Source organism: Halobacillus sp. AWM4_238 (assembly GCF_056158265.1).
In genome coordinates this window covers 2,230,241-2,253,803 of sequence record NZ_JBSWSY010000002.1, presented here as the reverse complement: position 1 = coordinate 2,253,803, position 23,563 = coordinate 2,230,241, and the positions used below count along the sequence as shown (strand labels likewise).

The 23,563-nt window shown below is 43.6% G+C and carries 18 protein-coding genes; 14 read left to right on the top strand and 4 right to left on the bottom strand.

The genetic code is table 11. The features are described 5' to 3' along the window. Nucleotides 1-300 precede the first annotated feature (300 nt). From ACXACN_RS11545 to ACXACN_RS11485, 13 genes are all read left to right on the top strand, one after another. The gene (locus ACXACN_RS11545; RefSeq protein ID WP_474966859.1) at nt 301-4,542 is read left to right on the top strand and encodes a cell wall-binding repeat-containing protein; all 4,242 of its coding nucleotides are present in this window, start codon (nt 301-303) and stop codon (nt 4,540-4,542) included. 375 nt (nt 4,543-4,917) lie between these two features. Continuing rightward, complete coding sequence (locus ACXACN_RS11540; RefSeq protein ID WP_474964573.1) at nt 4,918-5,865, top strand: GNAT family N-acetyltransferase; 948 nt, start codon at nt 4,918-4,920, stop codon at nt 5,863-5,865. A 50-nt stretch (nt 5,866-5,915) separates the two neighbouring features. Next, a complete protein-coding gene (locus ACXACN_RS11535; protein WP_474964571.1) occupies nt 5,916-6,968 on the top strand; it encodes a hypothetical protein in 1,053 nt (350 codons plus the stop codon). Beyond that, complete coding sequence (locus ACXACN_RS11530) at nt 6,943-8,106, top strand: glycosyltransferase family 4 protein (protein WP_474964570.1); 1,164 nt, start codon at nt 6,943-6,945, stop codon at nt 8,104-8,106. Before ACXACN_RS11535 ends, ACXACN_RS11530 begins: the two co-directional genes overlap by 26 nt. A 207-nt stretch (nt 8,107-8,313) precedes the next feature. Continuing rightward, complete coding sequence (locus ACXACN_RS11525; RefSeq protein ID WP_474964569.1) at nt 8,314-9,090, top strand: YveK family protein; 777 nt, start codon at nt 8,314-8,316, stop codon at nt 9,088-9,090. After that, nucleotides 9,059-9,763, top strand: a complete 705-nt coding sequence (locus ACXACN_RS11520; RefSeq protein WP_474964567.1) for a CpsD/CapB family tyrosine-protein kinase — start codon at nt 9,059-9,061, stop codon at nt 9,761-9,763. Before ACXACN_RS11525 ends, ACXACN_RS11520 begins: the two co-directional genes overlap by 32 nt. A gap of 17 nt (nt 9,764-9,780) precedes the next feature. Continuing rightward, a complete protein-coding gene (locus ACXACN_RS11515; RefSeq protein ID WP_474964566.1) occupies nt 9,781-10,545 on the top strand; it encodes a tyrosine-protein phosphatase in 765 nt (254 codons plus the stop codon). A 27-nt stretch (nt 10,546-10,572) separates the two neighbouring features. Further along, entirely contained in the window at nt 10,573-11,832 is a 1,260-nt protein-coding gene (locus ACXACN_RS11510; RefSeq protein WP_474964564.1) for a lipopolysaccharide biosynthesis protein, read from the top strand. After that, complete coding sequence (locus ACXACN_RS11505) at nt 11,829-13,169, top strand: hypothetical protein (protein ID WP_474964563.1); 1,341 nt, start codon at nt 11,829-11,831, stop codon at nt 13,167-13,169. Before ACXACN_RS11510 ends, ACXACN_RS11505 begins: the two co-directional genes overlap by 4 nt. 58 nt (nt 13,170-13,227) lie before the next feature. After that, nucleotides 13,228-13,839, top strand: coding sequence for a sugar transferase (locus ACXACN_RS11500; protein WP_474964561.1), 612 nt, complete (start codon nt 13,228-13,230; stop codon nt 13,837-13,839). An 18-nt stretch (nt 13,840-13,857) separates the two neighbouring features. Beyond that, nucleotides 13,858-14,943, top strand: a complete 1,086-nt coding sequence (locus tag ACXACN_RS11495) for a lipid II:glycine glycyltransferase FemX (protein WP_474964560.1) — start codon at nt 13,858-13,860, stop codon at nt 14,941-14,943. Between the two features lie 26 nt (nt 14,944-14,969). Next, nucleotides 14,970-16,145 carry a DegT/DnrJ/EryC1/StrS family aminotransferase gene (locus ACXACN_RS11490; protein ID WP_474964559.1) on the top strand — a complete coding sequence of 392 codons (1,176 nt, stop codon included), beginning with the start codon at nt 14,970-14,972 and terminating at the stop codon, nt 16,143-16,145. Nucleotides 16,146-16,190: 45 nt separating this feature from the next. Further along, a complete protein-coding gene (locus ACXACN_RS11485; protein WP_474964557.1) occupies nt 16,191-18,002 on the top strand; it encodes a polysaccharide biosynthesis protein in 1,812 nt (603 codons plus the stop codon). Here the strand turns inward: ACXACN_RS11485 and ACXACN_RS11480 are convergent. Further along, the gene (locus tag ACXACN_RS11480) at nt 17,955-18,278 is read right to left on the bottom strand and encodes a VanZ family protein (RefSeq protein WP_474964556.1); all 324 of its coding nucleotides are present in this window, start codon (nt 18,276-18,278) and stop codon (nt 17,955-17,957) included. The genes ACXACN_RS11485 and ACXACN_RS11480 overlap by 48 nt on opposite strands. Nucleotides 18,279-18,510: 232 nt before the next feature. On the opposite strand from ACXACN_RS11480, the gene ACXACN_RS11475 reads away from it, so the two are divergent. Next, a complete protein-coding gene (locus ACXACN_RS11475) occupies nt 18,511-19,452 on the top strand; it encodes an LCP family glycopolymer transferase (protein WP_474964555.1) in 942 nt (313 codons plus the stop codon). A 319-nt stretch (nt 19,453-19,771) separates the two neighbouring features. Here the strand turns inward: ACXACN_RS11475 and ACXACN_RS11470 are convergent, their stop codons facing one another. The 3 genes from ACXACN_RS11470 to ACXACN_RS11460 all read right to left on the bottom strand — a co-directional run bounded on the left by ACXACN_RS11470 (nt 19,772) and on the right by ACXACN_RS11460 (nt 23,438). Then, nucleotides 19,772-21,130 carry a GntP family permease gene (locus ACXACN_RS11470; protein ID WP_474964553.1) on the bottom strand — a complete coding sequence of 453 codons (1,359 nt, stop codon included), beginning with the start codon at nt 21,128-21,130 and terminating at the stop codon, nt 19,772-19,774. A 17-nt stretch (nt 21,131-21,147) separates the two neighbouring features. Further along, nucleotides 21,148-22,269 (bottom strand): glycerate kinase, encoded by a 1,122-nt coding sequence (locus ACXACN_RS11465; protein WP_474964552.1) that lies wholly within the window; start codon nt 22,267-22,269, stop codon nt 21,148-21,150. Between the two features lie 122 nt (nt 22,270-22,391). Next, nucleotides 22,392-23,438: a CdaR family transcriptional regulator gene (locus ACXACN_RS11460; protein WP_474964551.1), complete on the bottom strand. Its 1,047-nt coding sequence runs from the start codon at nt 23,436-23,438 to the stop codon at nt 22,392-22,394. Nucleotides 23,439-23,563 lie beyond the last annotated feature (125 nt).

The window sequence follows — 23,563 nt, the reverse complement described above, 5'->3', positions numbered from 1 at the left end:
TCATTCACCCTTTAACCTTTAGTAGAGGGAAAAAAATGCAGATAAAAGAGCAGAAAGACCTGGTGATATCAGGTCTTTCTGCTCTTTTTCTGTCTTAAAAAAGGTCTGACGTATTCATTTATCATTCAGAGAACCTAAGTATTAAAAATTATCTAAATTGAATGAATATTCATTGACGGCACCTTCACTATAACGTACAATAAAAATGTAAATTTTTGAAATTGTTTGTTAAAAAAGGAGGTTCGGGTCTTAGTAGAATTGCACCGATTCATAGAAAAAATTGGGAGGTCATACACTTTGGTGTCTAACAAAAAGAACAAAAAGAATGCTAAGAAAAAAGCCTTATGTGTGTTTGCAAGTGCTGCCATAGTCGCTTCTTCTTTCGCTGGAATTAGTACATATAGTCCAGGAGCCGTTCAAGCTGAATCAAGCGTTGTGAAGAAGTTCAACACTCTATTAAACTATAACGAAGTGGTTTCTCTTGCCAACAATGAAGAAGCTGTTCAGGAGCTTGTCATTATTGGTAACGGAAAGACTGATGCGACCAAGCAACTTGAAAAGCTTGGAGTGACAGTCAAACAAAATCATAAGAACTACGGATATCTCGCTGATGTCCCTACAAATAAAATCTTTGATGTCGTGAAATTGGACGCTGTCCGTACAGTGGGAGACAATGCGGAGTTGAAGCTTGCCCCTCCTCCTGAAGATGCTGAATCAAAAGGACAAGGCGATGTCGATACGGAAAGTACGGTAAGCCCTGATCAGTTGGAAACGCATCCTGCTGCAGGTGTCGATGATTTCCATGGGAAATTTGATGGGGAAGGCACAACCGTTGCCATTATCGATTCCGGACCAGACCCAGGGCATGAATCCTTTACCGATCTCCCTGAGGTAGAAGAAGGTGAAGATCCGAAAGAAGAATTTGCAGAGACCAGGAAATTCGGAGAATCAAAGATTGTTAACGTAAGAGATTACACAATCTCTAACTACTGGACCTTTGAGGTAGGAGCCGCTTATCCTGTAGAAGAAAGATATCAGGAATTTATTGAAGGTGCGGAGGTTAACTACTTATCTGAAGGAGATGTCCTTTTCACGGCTTTGACTGAAGAGGAGAAGGCTGCGATGGGTATCACTGAAGAAGGCACGGCCTATTACGGTCAGACTCACTTCAATGCTGCTGCTGACCTGAATGCTGATGGTGGAGAAGATCAAGATAACTTTGCCGTTATCCTGATTGGGGACACTGTATATGTCGATACGGACTATGATGGTGAATTCTCTGATGAAACAGGCTATAAAGAAGGACAAGCAGGTACCTTTGATGTGGATGTAAGCGATGATGTGGTCGGTGCAAACTTCCGTGTTAACGACCTGGATCATATTAAGGATACGACAGGTGTCCGTACAGTTAACTTGTTTACTGACTTTAATGGTCACGGTTCCCACGTGGCAGGGATTACAGCTGCCAATGGTCCTCTAAGAGATAATGCAACAGGAGCCGTAGCTGGTGAAGGTGTTGCACCTGAAGCTGACCTCGTTGGTATGCGAGTGTTTGAAGAAGAAGGTGGCGCTTATACATGGAGCATCCAAACCGCTATGATCGATGCGGCTCTTCCTGAAGACAAAGGTGGGTTCAATGCAGATGTAGCCAACCTGAGCCTTGGTTCATTGCCTGATTTGAACATCGGTGAAGGAAGCTATGGAGAGCTCATGAATGTCCTAAGTGATGATTATGATATCGTCTTCGTTACTTCCGCAGGAAATAGCGGACCTGGTATTGACACCGTAGGTTCACCAGGGGATGTCGGTAGTGTCATCTCCGTAGGGGCATACATCAACTCTGATATGTGGGCCAAAGAGTATGGAAGCTATCCATATGGCAAGGATGCAGAAGGAAATCCTCTTGATGGAGAAGGCCTATGGTATTTCTCCTCTGTAGGACCTAACGAACTAGGAAATCAGAAACCGGATGTTGTAGCACCTGGTTCCGCACTTGCTGCGTATCCAGCCCACTATTTCAATGACAGGGAAGGTGCATACGCAGTCCTTCAAGGAACAAGTATGTCTGCACCATATGTTGCAGGTGCCGTTGCTTTGCTTAAATCCGCTGCATTGAAAGATCGTATGCCGTTTGATTACGAGCTGGCTAAAGAGGCATTGGTTCAAACATCAAGAGAACTTGATGGGTATGACCGTGCTCAGCAAGGGGCTGGATTGATCGATGTACCAGCAGCGTATGAGTATATGCGTGAAAACTTTGTTAATGAGGTCAAGGATGTAGAAGTAACCGTTTACCACGGAGAGAAAGTCGCTGGAGGACCGGGACTCTATGTTCGTAACAAAGATATCCCTGAAACAGTCGAAGTACTTGTGGAAAACCCTTCAGATGAAGAGAAAAATCTAGAAATCTCAGCCAGCCATGATTGGTTCACACCTTCCGTTAGTGAATTGACTCTCGGAGCAGGGGAGCACAAATACATTACTGTAAGTTACGATGCTTCCAAGCTTGAAATGGGTGTGAATGCAGGGAATCTGATTTTCAATGATCCGTCCACTCCTTATGTAGAAGCAAGAAGTGCGCAGACGATCATGACCGGATATGAGTTCAACGAAGACAATAAACACCGCTTCCGCGCGACAGATGAAGTTCAATCTTCTCAAACGAAAGGGTACACGTTTGATGTGGAAGCCGGATTAAGTGAGTTGCGTTTCTCATTGAATGCATTGGCTGAGAATGGCGATTATGAAGGTCGCGTCCGTATGCTGGTCTTCAATCCAGATGGAACTCAAGTCAATGACTATGTGGGTTATGCTGGATATGGATCCAACGGCTTAGAAGTGGAGGACTTTGTTGTTCCATCTCCTGAGCCAGGCGTATGGGAAGTCCATGTTTATGGAACAACCGCTCCTGAAGAAGGAAAAGAAGTCAATGAATACACGTTTGAAGCTGTAGCACAGGATGTGGTAGCTAGCCCGGGACGTATTGATCTTGGCAAAGTGTCTACTTCCCAGAAATTTGATGAAGAAGTGACTTTCACCAACTACTTGAAAGATTCTGCTGAGGTTAAGTTTGAAACAGTAGGATTCTCAGGACCTATTTCAAAAACAATCACTGGTGAAGTAACCCAGGATTCCGCTGACATTCCGAATGATGGAGACTTAATCGATGTCAAAATCGAAAACAACGTTTCCCTCAGTGTCGATGTAGCACCAGAAACATCTGCGGATTTGGATCTGTTCCTATTTAACGAAGATGGAGACATGGTGGCTTCAAGTGCAACAGCTTCTGATAGTGAAGCTTTCTCTGTCACAGGTCTTCCTGATGGAAACTACCAAATCGCTGTAGATTATTTCGGTGATGGTTCTGGTACTGTCAATTACACGCTGAACATGACAGAAGAAAAAGTACAATCCTATGATTCTAGTGAAGAAACAGAAGGATCCGTATCTACAGATGCTGGCAAGACTACAATTGGAGTAGGAGAATCTGTTGATATTCCAGTTTCTATCACAACACCGGATGAGCCAATCAAAGGGTATGCGGCATTGTATATGATAGATGCCAATACGGATGAAGTGCTGGATCTTGTACCGATTACCACGGATGCTGATGTCGTAGACGTGCTTTCTGGTCCGACGCGTACAGAGACAGCCATTGAAATTTCCAAGGATCTTTACCCTGATGGTGGAGCCGAAACAGTCATCGTTACGACTGGATACGACTTCCCGGATGCATTGTCAGCTGGACCTTTAGCATCTGCGACGAATGCACCGATTATTCCGGTTAACAGCAAAGGGATGCTGGATGATAATGCCCTTGAGGAAATCGAACGCCTTGGTGCTGAAAATGTTTATGTCCTGGGTGGAACAGGCGCTGTGAAACCTGAAGTATTCACTCAGTTGAACTCGATCAGCATTGCAGCCGATAATATCAAACGTCTTTCTGACGACACTCGTTACGGCACAAACCTTGAGATTGTCAAAGAGTTGCAAAGCGAGTTTGGTTTCGAAGGGAATGGCGTATTCCTGGCTACTGGTAAAAACTATGCGGATGCGTTAAGTGCAGCATCTCTTGCAGGTGCAAACGGTATGCCGATTGTTCTTACAAATGGTAAAGAACTTTCTGATGAAGCTCTTGAAGTACTGGAAAACGAGGATGTGTACATCGCTGGTGGTACAAGCGTCGTTTCTGATGACGTCTTAGCTCAAGCGAAAGAAGTAGCGTTGTCTGTGGAAAGACTTTCTGGTCCGAATCGTTACGGCACGCTTGTAGAATTGCTGAAAGAATTTGGTCACAATACAGACCATCTTTATGCAGCAAGCGGAAGTAACTACCCAGACGCCCTGGCAGCTGCTCCTCTTGTGACTGGCAATGACGGCTTGCTTCTATTGGTAGATGATGAAAGATTACCGAAAGAAGTCGACGCTTACCTTACGAAGTACGTGTACACGAACGATGTTTCTTCTGTGACCGTACTTGGTGGCGATGGAGCTGTGAGCCCTGAAGTAAGAGAAGCTCTTCAGAAGAAAGTAACAGAATAAGTTTTGTTGAAAGAGCCGTTCTTTTAAGAACGGCTCTTTTATTTCATCCCTTTTATGTAAGAGTTGATTTCCTCAGATCACCAGGTGGGGGACGGTTAGAGATTTGGTCATTGAATTATGAATGAAGGGTTTGATTGTGATGTAGAAGTAGGTTTGGGCTATAGTCTTTAGATCCCAGACACCTGCGTCTTTTGTGTTTACTTATCTTAAGAAATCGTCAGTTTCATACATGAAAACACTTTATTTATTTATCTAACACGTTTATACTATACATAAGTTCTTTATAATGAACAAAAAGTAAAGAAGGTTCGTTTTCTGATCCTAAAGAGGTATTGTAGGACATTGTAAGGAGGAAAAGGCATGAGGAGTATCTACATGCATGATAAATGGGGGATGGTTCAGGAGCCGAAAGAACATGGGAAGGCTCATGTGTTCGTTTTTGAGAAAGATAATCTGAAAATCAAATACCCGTTCATTAAACGAAAAGCAGGTAGGGTTGATGGAGAAGAATACTACGATCTTGTGACGCCAAGAGGGGAATGCGGGCCCTGGATTGAAGGTGATGGGGGAGTTGACCGACAGGAGCTTGTTCATTGTTTCAATGAAGCATTTTCTACCTATTGTAAAAGGGAGAAGATTGTAGCGGAATATATTCGTTTCAGCGCGTGGGACCCGGAGGTATCACTTTTTACCCCGCTTTATAACACTCGGTTTTACGGTTATGTATTCTGTAATGACCTTTCCATTGACTTTTTTAATGAAGAATATAAAGCTACCAAGCGTAGAAACGTAAGAAAAGCAAGGAAGAATGGAGTAGATATTGTTTTTGACGATACTCCGAATTCGATCGACGACTTTATGAACCTGTACACGTATACAGAAGAGAAGTACGCCGTATCCGACTACCATAAACTGGGCAGGGATTTTATCGAAGGGTACTGCCGGATGCTTCCAGATGAAACGGTTTTTGCGAAGGCGATTTATGACGGAAAAGTGATTTCAGCCAGTCTGCTTCTGTTAGGTGAGGATATTGCTCACTATCACTTTGGTGCCAATCATCCGGACTATCGCTCCATTCAAGCGAACAGTCTGCTATTCTATCAATCTTCTCTTTATGCCAGAGGTCAGGGGAAAAAGTATTTCGATCTGGGGACAGCGATCGCTGGGAGTCCACTTCACAAGTATAAGGAGGATATGGCTATAGGATATCCATCGACCTTAGCTACTTGTGTAAGAAACGAAGAAATCTATAATCGCCTTATAGAGCTTGCGGGCGGCCCAAGGAAAAATTATTTCCCGGCTTATCGTCGAGGTGTTGTATAAATATACACCCTCTCGTTCGTTATATAGAAATATACGTAAAGGTGTGGATGATGGACTTGTATTATTTTGAGGTTGTAAAAAATTTGCTTGCTGTCAAATGTAATGTCCGTGATTTTTCATGGTCGTTCGGGTCCGCGATGCCTCTTGTCGATAAGGAAGATTATAAGAATTGCAGGATTCAACTGGACGTTCACATTGGAGACTTTGACCATCCCAAAACCGTTGATCATCAATCCCAATACCACTTTTTTTCGAGCCTCCCGGAAGAGAATGGGCTGGTGTACATCAGGGATTTCCTTTTCGGAAGCCAGTTGAAATGGAAACTGGTGAACGGGAATTCTCGGCAGCCGAAAATGTATATCAATCGTGCCTATTTCAGGTATGTGAAATATCGTTTTATGAACATTCATTCCGCCCCTGATCTCCTTGTGGATCTGACGACATTCTTACTGCTGAGAGAAGGTTTTGCCCCCGTATATGCCTCTTCTTTTCAATGGCAGGGGAGGACATCATTAGCATTCGCGCCACCAAATACCGGGAAAACACTCACTTGTCTGAAGGCGTGTGCGGATTCTGATGCGATGTATATTTCGGAAGATATGGCCTTGACGGATGGGAAGAATGTATATGCTATGCCCTGGACCTGTTCTTTTCGGTCTTATGGGAAACAAGCTTGCTGGAATGATAAATTCAAGAAATTTTTTCCTTTTCAAGAGCTTTTTCGAAAGGGAAAGCCATCCTTGGTGGAAGCACTCGCACAAAACAATCGCGTCCTTCATGAATCCGTAAACCATAACCTGATTATCCTCGAGCGTAGTCCCGTTTCTCAAGTCGATGATCTTTGCCCGGAAGAAGCGCTTAGAAAGATTCAAAACCTGAATCGTTATGGTTTTTATTATATGAAATCTCCCATGCTTATGGCCTATACTTATTTTTATCCTGAATTCACGATTGAGGAAGCAGAGAAAGTAGAAAAAATGATCCTGAGACGTTTAGTAGAAAACGCAGCGAGAACCATCACAGTCTCAGATGCTAACGCAGGAAACTTTTTGAATTTAATTCAAGGAGAGATCAAAAATGAAAAAAGAAAAAAGATCTCCTAAAGTCCTTCATGTAGCTACCGTTCCTGAGTTTTTATTTTTTCTCGACAAGCAGCTCGGTTACATGAACAACAATGGTTTTGAAGTACACGTGATGTCTTCACCCGGAGAAGACTTTGATACATTTATAAAAACAGAGGGAGTCATCCCCCATGAGGTTTCGATTGAGCGTGAGATATCTCTGCTGAGGGACATAAGATCTTTATGGAACATATGGAAGGTCCTGCGAAGAGAGAAATTCGATATTGTTCATGCCCATACGCCAAAAGCGGGCCTTCTAGGGATGGTGGCGGCTCTTTTATCGGGAGTAAAGGTGAGAATCTATCATATGCATGGATTGACGTATACAACCAGAAAAGGCTGGAAGAGAAAGCTGCTCTACTATAGTGAAAAGTTATCATGTTTCCTTTCCTATAAAACTTACGCCGTCAGCCCTTCGTTAAAAAGGTTTGTCGTTGAGGAGAAAATCATACCCGATCATAAAATCGGGCTGATCAAAAACGGATCCATCAACGGTTTGGATGTTCAACATCGTTTTAATCGCACGTTATATCCAGAGTCTAAAGTACAAAACATCCACGGCATACGGAAAGAGGATTATGTGTTGGGATTTGTCGGTAGAATCGTAAGGGAAAAAGGGGTCATCGAACTCTTTGATCTTTATAACCATTTGAAGCAGGACTATCCCAATGTAAAACTTCTTATAGTCGGCAAAATGGAGAAAAAGGAAGAACTTCCTAATGAGTTGCTGCATCAGCTGTACAACGATAAATCAATCACCTACGTAGGTTCGGTCGATAATCCAGCCCCTTACTATTCTTTAATGGATGTCCTTGTTCTGCCTACGTATCGCGAGGGGTTTGGATTAGTAGCTATTGAGGCGATGGCGATGGGTGTTCCTGTCATTGCCAGTGCAGTCCTTGGTTGTGTGGACACAGTAGAAAACGGGAAAAACGGATTTCTTGTTCCTGTCAAAGATGTTGAGCAGATGGTCGAAAAGGTTGAATACTATATGGAAAATAAAGAGGATCGAAAAAGGCATGGGGATTACGGGAGAGAAAGCGTGAAGCAGAAATATGAACAGACGTCCATTTGGAGAGATCAGATTAAAGACTATCGGAATTTTCTAGAACGGATTTGAGTGTGTGTTCTTTATTGAGAAACTATGAAATCGACAGATAAGAGAATATAATTGAAGGAAATCTTCACTTAATGTCAATGTATGTCTCAAAACGAACATTGATTCTCTTCGTACAACTACTATAATGAGTGAAAAGCTCATGGACTGGAAGATATTTTTTTACACTCTTGTTCTTTTTTGAGAACTGAAGGGAAGGTGATGAGAAGAATGGACCGGTCATTCAGAGATGTGTTCCTGCTTATGAAAAAAAGGTTATGGCTTATTTTCGCAGCTATCGTTTTGTCTGTCCTGGCCACGGCTATCCTGAGTTTCTATATCATACAACCAAAATACGAAGCGACATCTCAATTTATCGTAAATTCCGACCTTGAACCTCAGGCGTCCCTGGCGGATGTGAACATCAACAACATCCGTACAAATGTGGAATTGATTAATACGTACAATGTTGTTATTAAAAGTCCAGCTGTTCTGGATAAAGTGATCCAGGAACTGGGTATATCTTTAGAAACAGAAGAATTGGCTTCCAAGATGAGTGTGACCAGTGCCGAGGATTCTCAAGTCGTTGCAGTCACAGTCACTGATGAAAACCAGGCTCAGGCAGCCCGCATCGCCAATGCTACGGTGGACGTTTTTAAAGGGGAGATCACGTATCTCATGAAAGTGGATAACGTCCGTACGTTATCGGTTGCGAAAGTAGACAATAATCCAATCCCTGTAAATCTGAATCCAATGTTGAATATGGCGATCGGCGTCTTTCTTGGGTTGATTCTCGGTGTTGCGATCGCACTTTTGAAGGAGTACATGGACTTATCCGTTCGAACGAAACGTGACTTGGAGGAAAACATTGATATTCCGGTTGTAGGAATCATATCCACCATTGACGAGAAAGACGTTTTAAAGAAGGAACGTTCAAAGTCTGCTACAACCGATCAACACAAAGGAGGGCGTCTCCATGTGGTTAAGAAAAAAGAAAAAATTGTCTAATCAGAAGGGTCGCACTCTCATTACACAAAGAAACCCGCGTTCTCCGATTTCAGAACAGTATCGGGCGGTAAGGACCGATATGCAAATTGCCTCAGCTCAAAAAGAAATCAAGTCCCTTGTCGTTACATCAGCTAATCCATCAGAAGGAAAATCACTGACGATATCCAATCTGGCCATTACATTTGCTCAGCAGGGCAAGAAAGTGCTTTTAATTGATGCTGATTTAAGGATGCCGACACTGCAGTATACATTCAGACTTGATAACCACGTTGGACTCAGTAGTGTCTTGACAGGTGAATACCAATTACACAAACAGGTGATCCGCACCAGCGATATCCCCGGATTGGATTTGCTTCCTTCAGGACCTGTACCGGAAAACCCCTCAGAATTGCTTGCATCGGACATGATGAAGAAGCTTTTACGCGTCTGTTCTGCACATTATGACATGGTCATGATGGATACCGCGCCGTTGCTTGCTGTCACAGATGCACAGATATTAGCCAATTTATCTGATGGAGCCTTATTGGTTACACGAAGCAAGAAGACACATGTGGAATCTGTACAAAAAGCGGTCGATTTGCTTAAACAGTGCAGGGTTCATTATTTAGGAGCCATTTTAAATGATGTGAAACAAAAGAAATCAGATCACTATTACTATTACGGTTCTAAATAAAGGAAAGGGTGAAGGAAATGATCGATTTACACAGTCATATTTTACCGGGACTCGATGATGGGGCAGCCACGATGGAAGAGAGTATTGAAATGGCGAAAGCAGCGGTTGAACAAGGCATCGATACCATTGTTGCGACACCGCACCATTTTCACACAAGGTATCATAATCCGAAACCACTTGTTCTTCAGAAAACGGCACAATTGAATGATGAACTTTTTCAACAAGGGATCCAGCTCACCGTACTTCCTGGTCAGGAAATAAGAGTAAACGGAGACGTGGATGCTTTTGAAGCAGACGATGTGCTTACTATCAATCAAAAGAGTGGCTACGTGTTTTTAGAACTCCCGAGTCATGATGTTCCACACTTCGCAAAGAAAATGATTTACGATATCCAACTGCTTGGTTATAAGCCGATCATCGTACACCCGGAAAGGAACAAAGTCCTTCGTCAACAACCTGATCAGCTTTACAATTTTGTGAGAAATGGAGCCATCACTCAAGTAACAGCGGCCAGTGTCGCAGGGAAGTTTGGGAGGGAAGTGCAGAAGTTCTCTTATCAGATGATCGAGTTTAATCTCACGCACCTGGTAGCTTCTGATGCACACGATACGAAGAAACGCGGGTTCTTTATGAAAGAGGCTTACAACAAAATTCAAAAGAAGTTTGGTACCGATATGATGTATCAATTCATGGAGAACGCTCATGTCATACTCGATGGAGAAATGGTTTATACAGACCCGCCTGAGCGCATTCGAACGAAGAAACGTCTTGGGCTTCTCTAACTAACACGAAGGATAGAGGTTCAATCTATGGAAAAAGCGCTGCAAGTAGGGTTGAAGAAGCCGTTATCAATGAAAATGAACTCCATCTGGAACGTGAGTGGAGTCGTTTTATATACGTTGTCTCAATGGGGAATATTAGTAATTATTGCAAAAATAGGTACACCCTCGATGGTAGGGATGTTCACACTGGGCTTAGCTTTGACAGCTCCGATCATGATGATGATGCGTTTCAATCTGAGAGTGGCCGTTGCTTCAGACAGGGAAGATGAATATAAGTTCAGTGAATATTTCACATCAAGGATCCTCACGACCTTGCTTTTTCTATTCGTGATGTTCATCGTTTCTCTCTTTTATCTCAGCAACATCTACACATTCATGATCATTGTATTGCTCAGTGTAGCGCGTTCGATTGATTCTATCAGTGATATTCTACATGGACAGTGGCAAAAAGAAGGAAGACTTGATCTTTCTGCAAAGTCGATGATGGCAAAAGGCGCGCTCTCTTTTCTCTTGTTCACGGGCTTCATGTATGTATTTCAAAGTCTAGTGATTGCAACGATTGGCATGATTTCAGGGTGGCTGATCGTCCTTCTGGTGTATGAGTTCCCAAGCGTGCGTCGTTTCGCAACCATCCGATTTTTGTGGAACCAAAACGTTCAACGGTCTATTTTTATTATGACTCTGCCACTGGGCCTTGCCCTTTTGGTAGACTCCCTTGTTGCTAATATTCCGAGGTATTTTCTTGAAGCCATGCACGGGGTGGACGCTCTCGGTTTTTACGCGGCCATCATCTATATCATTCACGCGGGTGGAAACGTCATTTATGCCATCAGCAATGCGGTCATTTCTCCGCTGTCTGCTGATTATCAGAAGAAGAGGATCAAGAGTTTCTTGAAGACGTTGCTTTTCTTACTATCCGGTTTACTCGTATTGGGAGTCGCAGCCATTTTCACCGTAATGTCCACCGGTGAATTTCTTTTGACGCTTCTTTATACAGAAGAATACGCATCTTATCATACGCTGTTTATCCTTTTAACGATTGCCGGAATCATTAAGTATATGAGTAAGTTTATCGAGACGGCATTATTTGCAACCAGAAGATTCAACATCCAGCCCTATATCAATGGTGTCGGATTATTATTAATCTTAGTCTTCTCCTTCTTGCTCATCCCAGACTATGGCGTCCATGGAGCAGCCTATGCGCTGATCATTGCTGAACTCATTCAAATGGTTGTGAGAACAGTGATCTTGGGAGTCTTTTTAAGAAAGGTGGAGGGAAGTCAATGAGGCTCATTTGGTTGGTCTTTATTTCAGAATTGCTGCTCTACTACCTGTTCAAGCCTATGATTCCCGAAGCGGAATACGTACCGATGGTCTTTTTATCCATTCACCTTCTCATCGTCCTATTCGTCATATCAAGCTTTGAAAGAAAGGTGGCCGGTCTTTTACTCCTCGCTTTTGCCATACGGGTGTCCTTCATGTTTTGGGATATTTATGCAAGATCCATCTACATTCTGCCGCATAGCGGATCGGACACGGAAGGATTCCTTGCTTCTGGGTTGCAGGTGGGCAGAGATTTATCCCTAGTCTTTCAAGATATTTATGGTGGGTTGTATACAAAGATTTTAGGGGTTTTATTTTTCCTAGGTCCTGAAGATCGTGTGATGGGGCAATACGTCAATGTGCTTTTGGGGCTGACAGCCATTCTGGTTTTATTGAAAATCTTTGAAGAATGTCAGGTGCGATCTTCTATTCAAATCGGAAGTTTGTGGGTGGTCGCTCTGTTTCCGACAGGGGTCATTTTTTCCGGCATCCTCCTAAGAGAAGCATTAATCAGTACGCTTGTGATTGTTTCGTTCTACTATTGCCTGAAATGGTACAAAACGAATCATACAGAACAAATGTTGTTAGCCGTCGGTCTTCTATTGATTGGCGCAACGCTTCATTCGGGAGTCATTGGAGTAGTTGTCGGATATGTTTTTCTGTTCATTTTCTACAATCACTCAAAAAAAGCGCTGGTATTCTCGCCAAGGTCCGTCGTTCCATTTTCATTGTTCAGCCTTTCCTTACTCTCGTTGATGGTGTTGCCGTTACAAAACATTCCTTTCTTAGGGAAATTCGCTTTTTACATGAATCGGGACAGAGGGTTGTATGAAATGGCTTCAGGCGGTGAAGGCGAGGGCGCTGGAGGATCTGCTTACTTGACGGGGCTCAGTATTGATACCCCGTGGGAAATGATGGCCTATGCTCCAGTGAAAATGTTCTATTTTATGACATCCCCGTTGCCGTGGGGATGGCGTGGTTTTTCAGACGTTGCTTCATTTTCCTATGATGGGGTCGTTTATCTGGGTTTCATGCTTTTCCTGGTTTTCAAGTTCCGGGATCATATCAAGTCTCATCCACTCTTGTTGGCTGGATTCATTATGATCATGGCTACGGTGTTCGTTTTTGGAATTGGTGTAGATAATGCCGGGACATCGATGCGCCACCGCTTCAAAATCTTTTATCTGGTCATTTTGTTATCAGGTTTAGTCATGAATCAACTGGATAAGGTAAAAGCTCCTGTAACTAAATTCCGATCAAGCATGAGGGATTTAACGTCTATGAAGGATACCAGTGTGTAGGTTCGTTCTTTATAAAGAATGGAAGTGGTTTAAAAAGTACGTGAGGAGTGGATCGAAAATGAAAAGGTTGTTTGACATCATTTTTTCTCTTATCATGCTGGCTGTTTTTTCTGTCATCATGGTGGTCGTCTCCTTGTTGATCCGTTGGAAAATGGGAGCACCGATCTTATTTAAGCAAGAAAGAATCGGTTACAAGGAAAGGCCTTTTTCCATTTACAAGTTCAGGACCATGCTGGATGAAACGGACGAACATGGAAGAGTGTTGGGTGAAGAAGAACGAATGACCAAACTGGGAGTCTGGATCCGCCGGTACAGTTTGGATGAGCTTCCACAGCTATTTAACATTCTAAAAGGAGATATGAGTTTGATCGGTCCGAGACCCTTGCTTCCGGAATATCTTCCTTATTATACAGACATCGAGCGGATGCGCCATCAAGTGAAACCTGGAATTACGGGACTGGCCCAAGTGGAAGGGCGCAATTATTTATCCTGGGATCAACGGTTTGAATTGGATGTCTATTATGTCAAAAATCGCTCTGCTGCTTTTGATACAGAAATCTTCTTCCGAACCGTTGGGAAAGTGCTAAAAACCGATGAGATTGAAGAGTTTCCTGGACAGAGTATGTTGGATTTTGATGTGGAACGCAAGAGTAAACAAAACCGCCAATGAAGAAACGGAGGGCTCAACATGGGAAGTCATGTTTATAAAGCAGATGACCGTAAGATTTGGCACGATTATTTGAAACAGGTCAATGACAAAGACATTTATTTTACTCCTGAATACGGAAAATTGCACGAGTTGAATGGGGAAGGCGAAGCAACTCTCTTCATCTATGAAGAGGGAAAAGACTTCATTTATTATCCTTTTTTGAAGCGGAAGCTTAGCGAATTGCCGCACTTGAACTTGAACGCAAATCTCTTTGGAGAGGTGTACGATATAACGAGCCCATACGGGTATGGAGGTCCCATCTCCAATATAGCTGATGGAAAGAGGAAGGTGGAGTTGTTCAAAGGCTTTTCGGAAGCTTTTGACCATTATTGTCAGACTGAAAGAATTGTTACAGAATTTGTTCGTTTTCATCCGTTACTTGGAAATCATGAAGACTATCGATCATTGGAATCGATCTACCTTCGTAATACGATTCATATTGACCTTACAAAAGATGAGGAGGATATTTGGGCTCATTATGACAGCCCCAATCGAAACCGTATCCGCAAGGCAAGAAAACATGGACTCGAAGTGATCCACAAGCCTTTACATCATCGTAAAGATTTCCTGCGCATTTACTATGCCACGATGGATAAAAACAAAGCTCAGGCCTATTACTACTTTTCAGAGCAATACTTTCAAAATAAAGCCGACCTGCTTGGAGAGAAGGCCGAACTCTTTGAGGTCCTGTACCGGGGACAGACGATTTTCTCAGGAATTTTTATGAGATATGGAGATTTTCTCCATTACGACCTTGTCGGTTCCGACCTCAACTATTTGAAGATATGCCCGAACAATTTTGTCATTGACTATGCAGCCAGATGGGCAAAAGAAAGAGGATTGAAATCTCTTCATCTTGGCGGGGGGTACTCGGGTGAGGATAACTTGTTCAAGTTTAAGAAGAGGTTCAACAAACAAGGAGAACGTCCATTTTATATCGGAAAAAGAATACACAATGAAGAGCTCTATCAAGTGCTGACGGAAGGGATGGAAGAAAGAAATGGCTTCTTTCCTGCCTACAGAGATCCTTCTGTTATAGATAATAAAGCGACTGTCGTCGGTTAAGCACACCTCATGGAGGAGGGAACCTAATGGAAAAAGTACCGAATAAGATTTATTTATCTGCCCCACATATGACAGGCAAGGAAACAGAATATATGAATCAAGCCATTGCTTCCAACTGGATTGCCCCCCTTGGTCCGAATGTCGATGCTTTTGAAAAAGCGGTGTCAGAATACGTTGGAGTGAAACGTGCACTGGCATTAAGCTCAGGGACAGCAGCCATCCATTTGGCCTTACGGGTGCTAGGGGTGAGGGAAGGGGATACCGTCTTCTGCCCGAGTTTCACTTTTGTAGCGACAGCCAATCCGATTCTTTATGAAAAAGCAGAGCCTATATTCATTGATTCAGAAAGAGACACGTGGAACATGTCTCCAGGAGCTCTAAAAAAGGCGTTTTTTGACGCTGATCGCAAGGGCCATCTGCCTAAGGCAGTCATTGTCGTTAACCTTTATGGGCAAAATGCCAAAATGGATGAAATCCTGGCTATTTGTGATTCTTATGGAGTGCCGGTCATAGAAGATGCAGCCGAATCACTGGGGGCTGTTTATAAAGGGAGAAAGAGTGGATCAATGGGGAAATTCGGAATCTATTCTTTCAATGGAAACAAAATCATTACCACGTCAGGTGGCGGTATGCTTGTTTCGGATGATGAGGAAGCCATTCAAAAAGCAAAATTCCTCTCCACTCAGGCGAAGGATCCGGCTCCTTATTATCATCATCATGAACAAGGATACAATTACAGGATGAGTAACTTGCTTGCAGGCGTGGGTCTCGCGCAAATGGAAGTATTGGATGAAAGAATTGCCCAAAAAAATCGTGTATACGACCGCTATGTGAAGGAATTCGAGGGGCTGCCAGGGTTTTCGTTTGTCCCGGAATATCCAAATGCTACGCATACCCATTGGCTGACGACTGTCCTTTTGGAAGATGAGTTTCCAATCTCCCCTCTTGATGTGGTCGATGCCCTTGCTCTAGAAAACATTGAAGCCCGTCCGGTATGGAAGCCGCTCCATACTCAGCCTCTTTTTGCAGGTTGCCGCTATTACACACATGAGGAAAACGTAAGCGTAAGTGATGAACTTTTTGACAGAGGGTTGTGTTTACCCTCAGGCACCAACATGACAGAAGGAGAATTTGAAAGAGTCATTGATGCCCTTCAAGCATTTGTAGGAGTAAGTCAAATGAAGAAAAGTGTAAACTTATAACCTTTCGTTCTTTAATAAGAACGAAAGGTAAAGGGGGATGAGATCATGAGTAAGCCAAAACGAATGCTATGGTTCGGTATGCTGGATTCCATCATCGTATTTACGGCGAGTTACATCAGTATCCTATTAATGTTTCCGTCTTCTCCTGTCTTTTCAGAACAGATGTATCTGTTGTCGGCCATTCTAGTAGGTTCCCACCTCTCTTTTGCTGCATATTATAAAATTTATGTGCGTGCGTGGGAATATGCCAGCGTGGAAGAAGTCATGGTGCTTGTGAAATCCGTGACTTTCTCTGTCATCGTGGCTGCTTCGCTACAATTCTTACTAGCAGCGGATGTCTATTTCCGCGTTCTAGCTTCCACGTGGATGCTGCAAGTATTATTCATCTGTGCCTCAAGGTATTCTATGAGACTCTACCACGACCGGAAGCACAAACCATTAAATGAAGGCAAACGTACATTGATTATCGGCGCAGGTACAGCTGGAACCTTAGTGGCTAGACAACTCGGACAAAAAGGGGATTGTGATTTGAAGCCGGTTGCTTTCCTTGACGATGACCTGCGGAAACATCACCTTCATATCTTCAACATCCCTGTTGTGGGAGGAATCGGTGATCTGGCGGATCAAGTGAAAGATTTGAACATCGAACAGATCATCATCGCTATTCCTTCCCTGAGTAAAAAAGAGTCGAAGGTCATTCATGCGGCTTGTCTCGCTACTGGGGTTGAAACGAGAATGGTTCCGATGTATGAAGACCTTGTTACCGGACGCTTACGTTTTGATGAGATGAAGAAAGTGGATGTGCACCATTTACTGGGGCGCCCACCCGTTGATCTGGAAACACAGTCGATGGCAGAGATGATTGAAGGATGTACCGTCCTTGTGACGGGAGCAGGAGGATCGATCGGCTCAGAAATTTGCCGTCAAGTCGCGAAATTTCATCCATCCACTGTTATTCTGCTTGGTCATGGAGAGAACAGCATTTATACCATTCATAGAGAAATGATAAAGAATGCAGGGCAAGAGATTCAATGGCATACAGAAATTGCAGATATTAAAGACCGTGACCGCATGATTGAAATCATGAGTTCCTATCAACCGGACGTCGTCATTCACGCGGCTGCCCACAAACACGTTCCATTAATGGAAAAGAACCCTGTCGAAGCGATTACGAATAATATTTTCGGCACCAAACATGTAGCAGAAGCAGCTGATTTATGTGGCGTCCATACCTTTGTCATGATTTCATCCGACAAAGCCGTCAACCCAACGAGCGTGATGGGGGCGACGAAACGCATTGCAGAGATGGTGATCCAGGATTTAGATAAGAAGAGTTCTACCCGTTTTGTAGCGGTCCGCTTTGGGAACGTTCTCGGTAGCCGCGGGAGTGTCATCCCTCATTTTCTCGATCAAATCAAGGAAGGCGGACCCGTGACCGTAACGGATCCAGCGATGACCCGCTATTTTATGACGATTCCTGAAGCATCGAGACTCGTGTTGCAGGCAGGAGCCCTAGCTCGTGGAGGGGAAGTGTTTGTTCTCGACATGGGTGAACCTGTGAAGATCATAGATCTCGCTCGTAACCTCATTCAACTATCCGGGTTTACAGAAAAGGAAATCGGCATTCAATTTACAGGGGTTCGTCCTGGTGAAAAGCTTTACGAGGAACTGTTAAATGAAAACGAAGTCCATGATAAAGCGGTACACCCACGCATTTACGTCGGCAAAACCGTAGAGTTCGACTTGAATGAAGTGCTTCAAAGGGTCGAAGACGCGGTTAGTAAAGGTCGCGATTTCCAGAGAGAAGTGCTATTGAGCGTCGCTACGAGACCAACGTCTGCTGTTGCTGCTGTCTAAAGTTTCTTTCTTTGAGAACTTGCGGAGGGTGATGATGGTGTACGTAGACCAGACGCCCACCCAATTTTTTACCAGATCAATGACCGTAAAGGATCGTCCATCAACGAATAGTTGATGCACTTCATCAACCAACCCATAAAAAGAGGCAAAAATAGCCGCAAGGAGATTGGTCACTTTCGTGAAGCGGTTATGGACTTGGAGGGCGAGTACGATCAAAACGTAGAGAATGGCGAACTCGATGAGATGCAGGCTTTCCAGGAATGTTCCCAGTGTCATATCAACCACTCCTTGATTGTTTCAATTGAGAGACTCGATTGAATCCATATGAGGATCATGTACAGGATGGGCAACAAAGTGAATAAGGTTTTTCTCATCAGTGACATCTCCTTCGTTAAATTCTTTAGTAGTATGGGAGATTTTGAGAGATTTTATAATTATAGAATTGTAAGTCTTTGACTCTCGCTATATAATAGAATGAAATGCTGATATAAGGTGGAGAGATTTGTAGATGAAACGAACGGATAAACACAAGAAGAAAAAAATGCGATGGTGGAAAGTGTCGCTTGTATTGCTGGTATTGTTATTGATTCCCGCAGGTGTATATAGTTACTCCCTTTACAGCGGGGCGAAGAACACCGTGGACTCTAAGATGCACAAAGAAGTCGCTTCCATTGATCACGAACTGACAGAGAAAAAAACGAAGCAAAAAGAACCGCTCAACATTTTATTGATGGGCGTTGATGAAAGAGCCGGAGATTCCGGTCGTTCAGATGCATTGATGGTCTTGTCTGTCGATCCGAACAACAATCGCAGCCAAATCATAAGCATTCCTCGTGACACACGCACAGAGATGGTCGGCAACTCATCTCATTCAGGAAACCTGGACAAAATCAATCATGCTTACGCCTTTGGTGGAGCGGATATGGCCATCCAGACGGTCGAGAACTTCCTTGATATTAACTTAGACTATTATGTACAAGTGAATATGGAAGGATTGGAAGAAATGGTCGATGCCGTTGGAGGCATTACCATCCAAAACGATATCGAATGGTATGGAAAGGACAATTTCCATTATAAAAAAGGTGAATTGACCATGAATGGGGAAGAAGCCCTCGGTTATGTTCGCATGCGATATGATGACCCAAGAGGGGATCTTGGTCGTAACGAACGTCAGCGTAAAGTCATCCAGGGCATTGTAGATAAAGGGATGAATGTAGGGTCTATCAGTAGAATTGGTGAAGTGATGGACGTGCTTGGAAAGAATGTTTCTACCAATATGGACTTCAGTACGATGCAGGATCTGATGAAGAACTATAGTAGCGCCAGAGAGAATTTGTCTACCTATCAGATGACGGGTACAGGCACTAAGATCAATGGCATTTATTATTTAGAAGTTCCTGATCAGGAAGTACAGGATGTCCGGGAAATGATTCTTGACTATAATTCGTAAGCTGCTCTTTCATAGAGCAGCTTTTTTTATGCAAAATTCGATGAGAAGCAAAGAAAGTGTGTTATTCCCTGGGAAATACGCGTCGGAATTTGTGAAATAATCTCAAGTAAGTTTATGTTTATCTGTGTCCATACTGTAACTAAAGAGGTGATGGTATGGAGCATTATGAGGGGAACTTTTTCAAAGGTCTATTATGGGCGAGTCTTTTGTCTCTACCGATTTGGGGATTGATTGGTATGGTTGTTTATCTAGTTTGGTAGGAAAGATAAATACGATAAAAAAGGTGGTCACCTCTCATTTGAGAGATGACCACCTTCTTTTATACTAAAATAAACCAGAGGATGGAGGTGACAATGATGGCTGTCGTCCCTTGCAGGAGTGTTCCCATCGTTTGAGCTTTGTAGGCTTGTGTGATGGACATGCCACTGAACTCTTTGACGACCCAGAAATAGCTGTCGTTCACGTGGGAGACGACCATCGCGCCTGCACCAACGGCCATGACGACGAGTGCCAGTGGTACCGCTCCTTCGATTCCGATTTGCGGAAGAAGAGGTGCGATTAATGTTGATGTAATGACAATGGCTGCTGTGGACGATCCTTGTGCACTCTTCAAGGCGGCTGCGATGATGAATGGAATGAAGATGAACACGGCTCCGACAGCCACTTCATTCCCTGCGATTCCTTTAATAAGGTCAGCGATGCTTGTTGAACTGATCACAGATCCGAATGCTCCGCCAGCCCCTGTGATCAATAGGATCGGAGCTGCTTCCTTAATTCCGATTCCGACCCATTGGGTGAGGGTTTCCTCATCAAACTTTGGCAGGAGGGAGAATGCGAACAAAACACCTACAAGAAGAGCGACAACTGGTGATCCGAGAAATAGGAAGAATGAAAATACTGGACCTTCCCATCCTGCGAAAGTGATCACAGAGCTGAATCCGATCAATAGAATAGGAACGAGTATAGGAGCAAATGATTTTGCAGCCGATGGCATATCACCAAAACTGCTGACGACCTCGTCGTAATCATACAGAGCATCATCTTCACTCTGATCAATATGAATGTTAGCGCCGGCTTTGACAGCCCAAAGGTATCCAATTAGGATCGCAGGGATGGCGACGATGATTCCAAATAAGATGACCGTTCCTAAATAGTTCTGGGCACCAATATTTCCTGCTGCTGCGATAGGTCCTGGTGTAGGCGGCACGAGGGTGTGGGTCGCGAACAGGCCGGTAGATAAAGCGATGGCCATGGATGCGACGGTCACTTTCGTTTTATTTGCAAGCGCTTTCTTTAATGACGATAAAATGACGTATCCGGAGTCACAGAAAACAGGGATACTGACAATACTGCCGATTGCGCTCATGGCAAGCTGAGGTCTCTTTTCTCCGACGATTCTTAAGACGACTTCTGCCATACGTAAAGCGGCACCCGATTTTTCTAAAATGACACCAATGATCGTACCAAATACGATGACAAGCCCGATGCCTCCCATCAAGCCTCCAAATCCTCCATTGACCGCCGCTACGACATCTCCAAGCGGCATACCGGATAAAATTCCGATAGCAAAGGCTGAAATCAAGAGGGAAAGGAAAGGGTGGAGGTTGAATTTCGCTGTAGCTACAATGACGAATAAAACACCAAGTAAAATAATAAGTACAAGTCCGAATCCGTCCATAGACATTTCACTCCTTTTTATTGTTTCGTGAGTAATCGTGCAATTTGTTTCGTTGTCTCAAATAAATACGCATCTGCATTCTTCAGGCACTCCTCTAGTGAAGAAGGACCTGGGGCTATAGAAAAACAACTCGTAAATCTCTCATTCAAAGCAGTATAGTCTCCATCCAGACTTCCTGAGATGAGGATAACGGGCGTTTGCTTTTTTTGCGCCAGTTCGGCTACATACCCTGGTGCTTTACCATAAAGCGTTTGTTCATCGCTTTGTCCTTCACCTGTAATGACAAAATCAGCATTACGAATGGTATCTTGAAGCTGGATCGCTTCGCCGACTAACTTTGCCCCCGATTCAAGCTTGGCACCGATGGTTAGAAAAGCAAAACCGAGACCACCAGCTGAACCGGCCCCAGGTGTGTTCATGATGTTTTCACCCAGATCTTGTTCAATGAGTTTTCCATAATGGCCTAAGGCATGATCGTATGCTTTCACTTGCTGTTCTGTCGCCCCTTTTTGCGGCCCATATATATGACTTGCTCCTTTAGGTCCCGTCAGTGGATTATCTACATCAGAAGCGACGCGGATGGTGATATCTTTCAGGCGTGAGTCCATCTTGGACATGTCCACTTTTTCGACGTCGTGCAGATCTTTTCCATATATGCCAGTTTCCTGCCCATATTCATCAAATGCTTTCATTCCTAAGGCCTGCAGCATACCAAGTCCACCATCGTTGGTAGAGCTCCCGCCAATGGCTACGATGAAGTTGGTGCATCCCTCATCTAAAGCATGCGTAATGGCCTGCCCGATGCCATAGCTTGTCGTGTGATCGGGATTGCGTTTTTCTGTTGGCACGAGCGGTAAGCCGGCAATAACTGCTCCTTCGATGACAGCTCGGTGATCGTCCAGTTTTACATACCAGCTCTCCTTCTCTTCACCTAAGGGTCCTTTGCAGGAAAAGGTGATCTTTTCGTGAGAGACAGCTGCAGAGAATACGTCTAATGTGCCCTCTCCACCGTCAGCCATTGGCTTCATAATCGTTTCCACATCGGGATTGACCGAGTGAAAAGCTTTTTTCATGGTTTCAGCAACCTGAATGGAAGATAAACTTCCTTTATAGGAATCCGGGGCGAAAACGACCTTCATCATTTTCCCTCCTTTTATTTTTTGGTTACCTTCTATTCAACAGGAAATAGGGTTTGATAACAATTGGTGAGTTGTACAAAATATCAGAAAAATGTAAGCGTGTTCTTGTGCAAATGCACAAATCAATGCTTGATTAAAATTGCTTGTAGAATAATCGCATCTTTGAAATGACGGGCATCCAGTCCAACTTTTTTATATATTTGATCCAAGCGGTAAAGGAGAGTATTACGATGAATGTGCAACTCTTCAGCCGTCCGGTTCATTTTCAAGTCGTTGTTGAAAAAAGAATGGAGTGTTCTCAAATAAGGTGCTTCTAAACGGTTCAGGCGATTGGCATACAGTTCCGAAATGTCTTTGTACGTTTCAGTGGCAATGCTTGAAAGCAGGCGTTCCATCTTCAGGGACTTACTATGAATAATGGTTCCGTTTTTTCCTGCGATGTCGATGGACTGTTTTGCCTGTTGGAAAGATGCATAAATCCCTTTGGCGCCGTACCCTGGTTCCCCTACAGCTGCAGGACCCTCTGTTTTTATGAGGGGAACACGCTCTTGAAAGGGTACAGGCATGACGACTACATTTTCTTGAAAAGGGAGAATGAACAGCGGTTGCAGTTTCAGCTGTTCGGTCTGTCTGCGGATGTCCTCCGTCAAATCATGAGGGGATTCGTCTTGAAAAACGAGCACTTGCCATGTTTTTTTGAGGTCTGTTCGTAAAGAGTAGCTCGCTTCTTTTTCTAAATCATTGGTTTCCCGATCCGTCATGAGCTGATGAAACCAATGGCTCCACTGTCTTTCCTGATAGAAACTCTGTTTTTGGATGTAGATTTGTTCCAGAGCAATTTCAACAGACCCTTGAGTCATTCCAGCGGCTTGGTAAACTTGATCCGGATCTCCTGTCAAACCGACAACACCAGCAAGTTCTCCTCTATGAAAAATAGGAAGATTAACTCCTGGCTTCGTGTTAGAAAACTGATCCGCCACTTCTTTTGTCATTTGTAGAGGTTCCAGCGTTTCTATGACTTTTTGCGCTCCACCATGAATTTGGTTGATGCGATTGGCATCTGTGCTCGCCACAATTTTACCCGTGGGATCCATGAGATTGATGGCCACGTCGATATATCTGGAAAGACGATGGATGATTTCTTGTCCTAGTTGATCCGTAAGTTCCATGTCGGTTCCCTCCTTTTTCTATTATTCTATCAGAATGAGATTTTGGCTTATGTCTGATGATAAACAAATCGTTAAGGTTTAGAATGGTTGCTAAGGAGAGGTAACTAAAGTCAGAGAAGGCACGT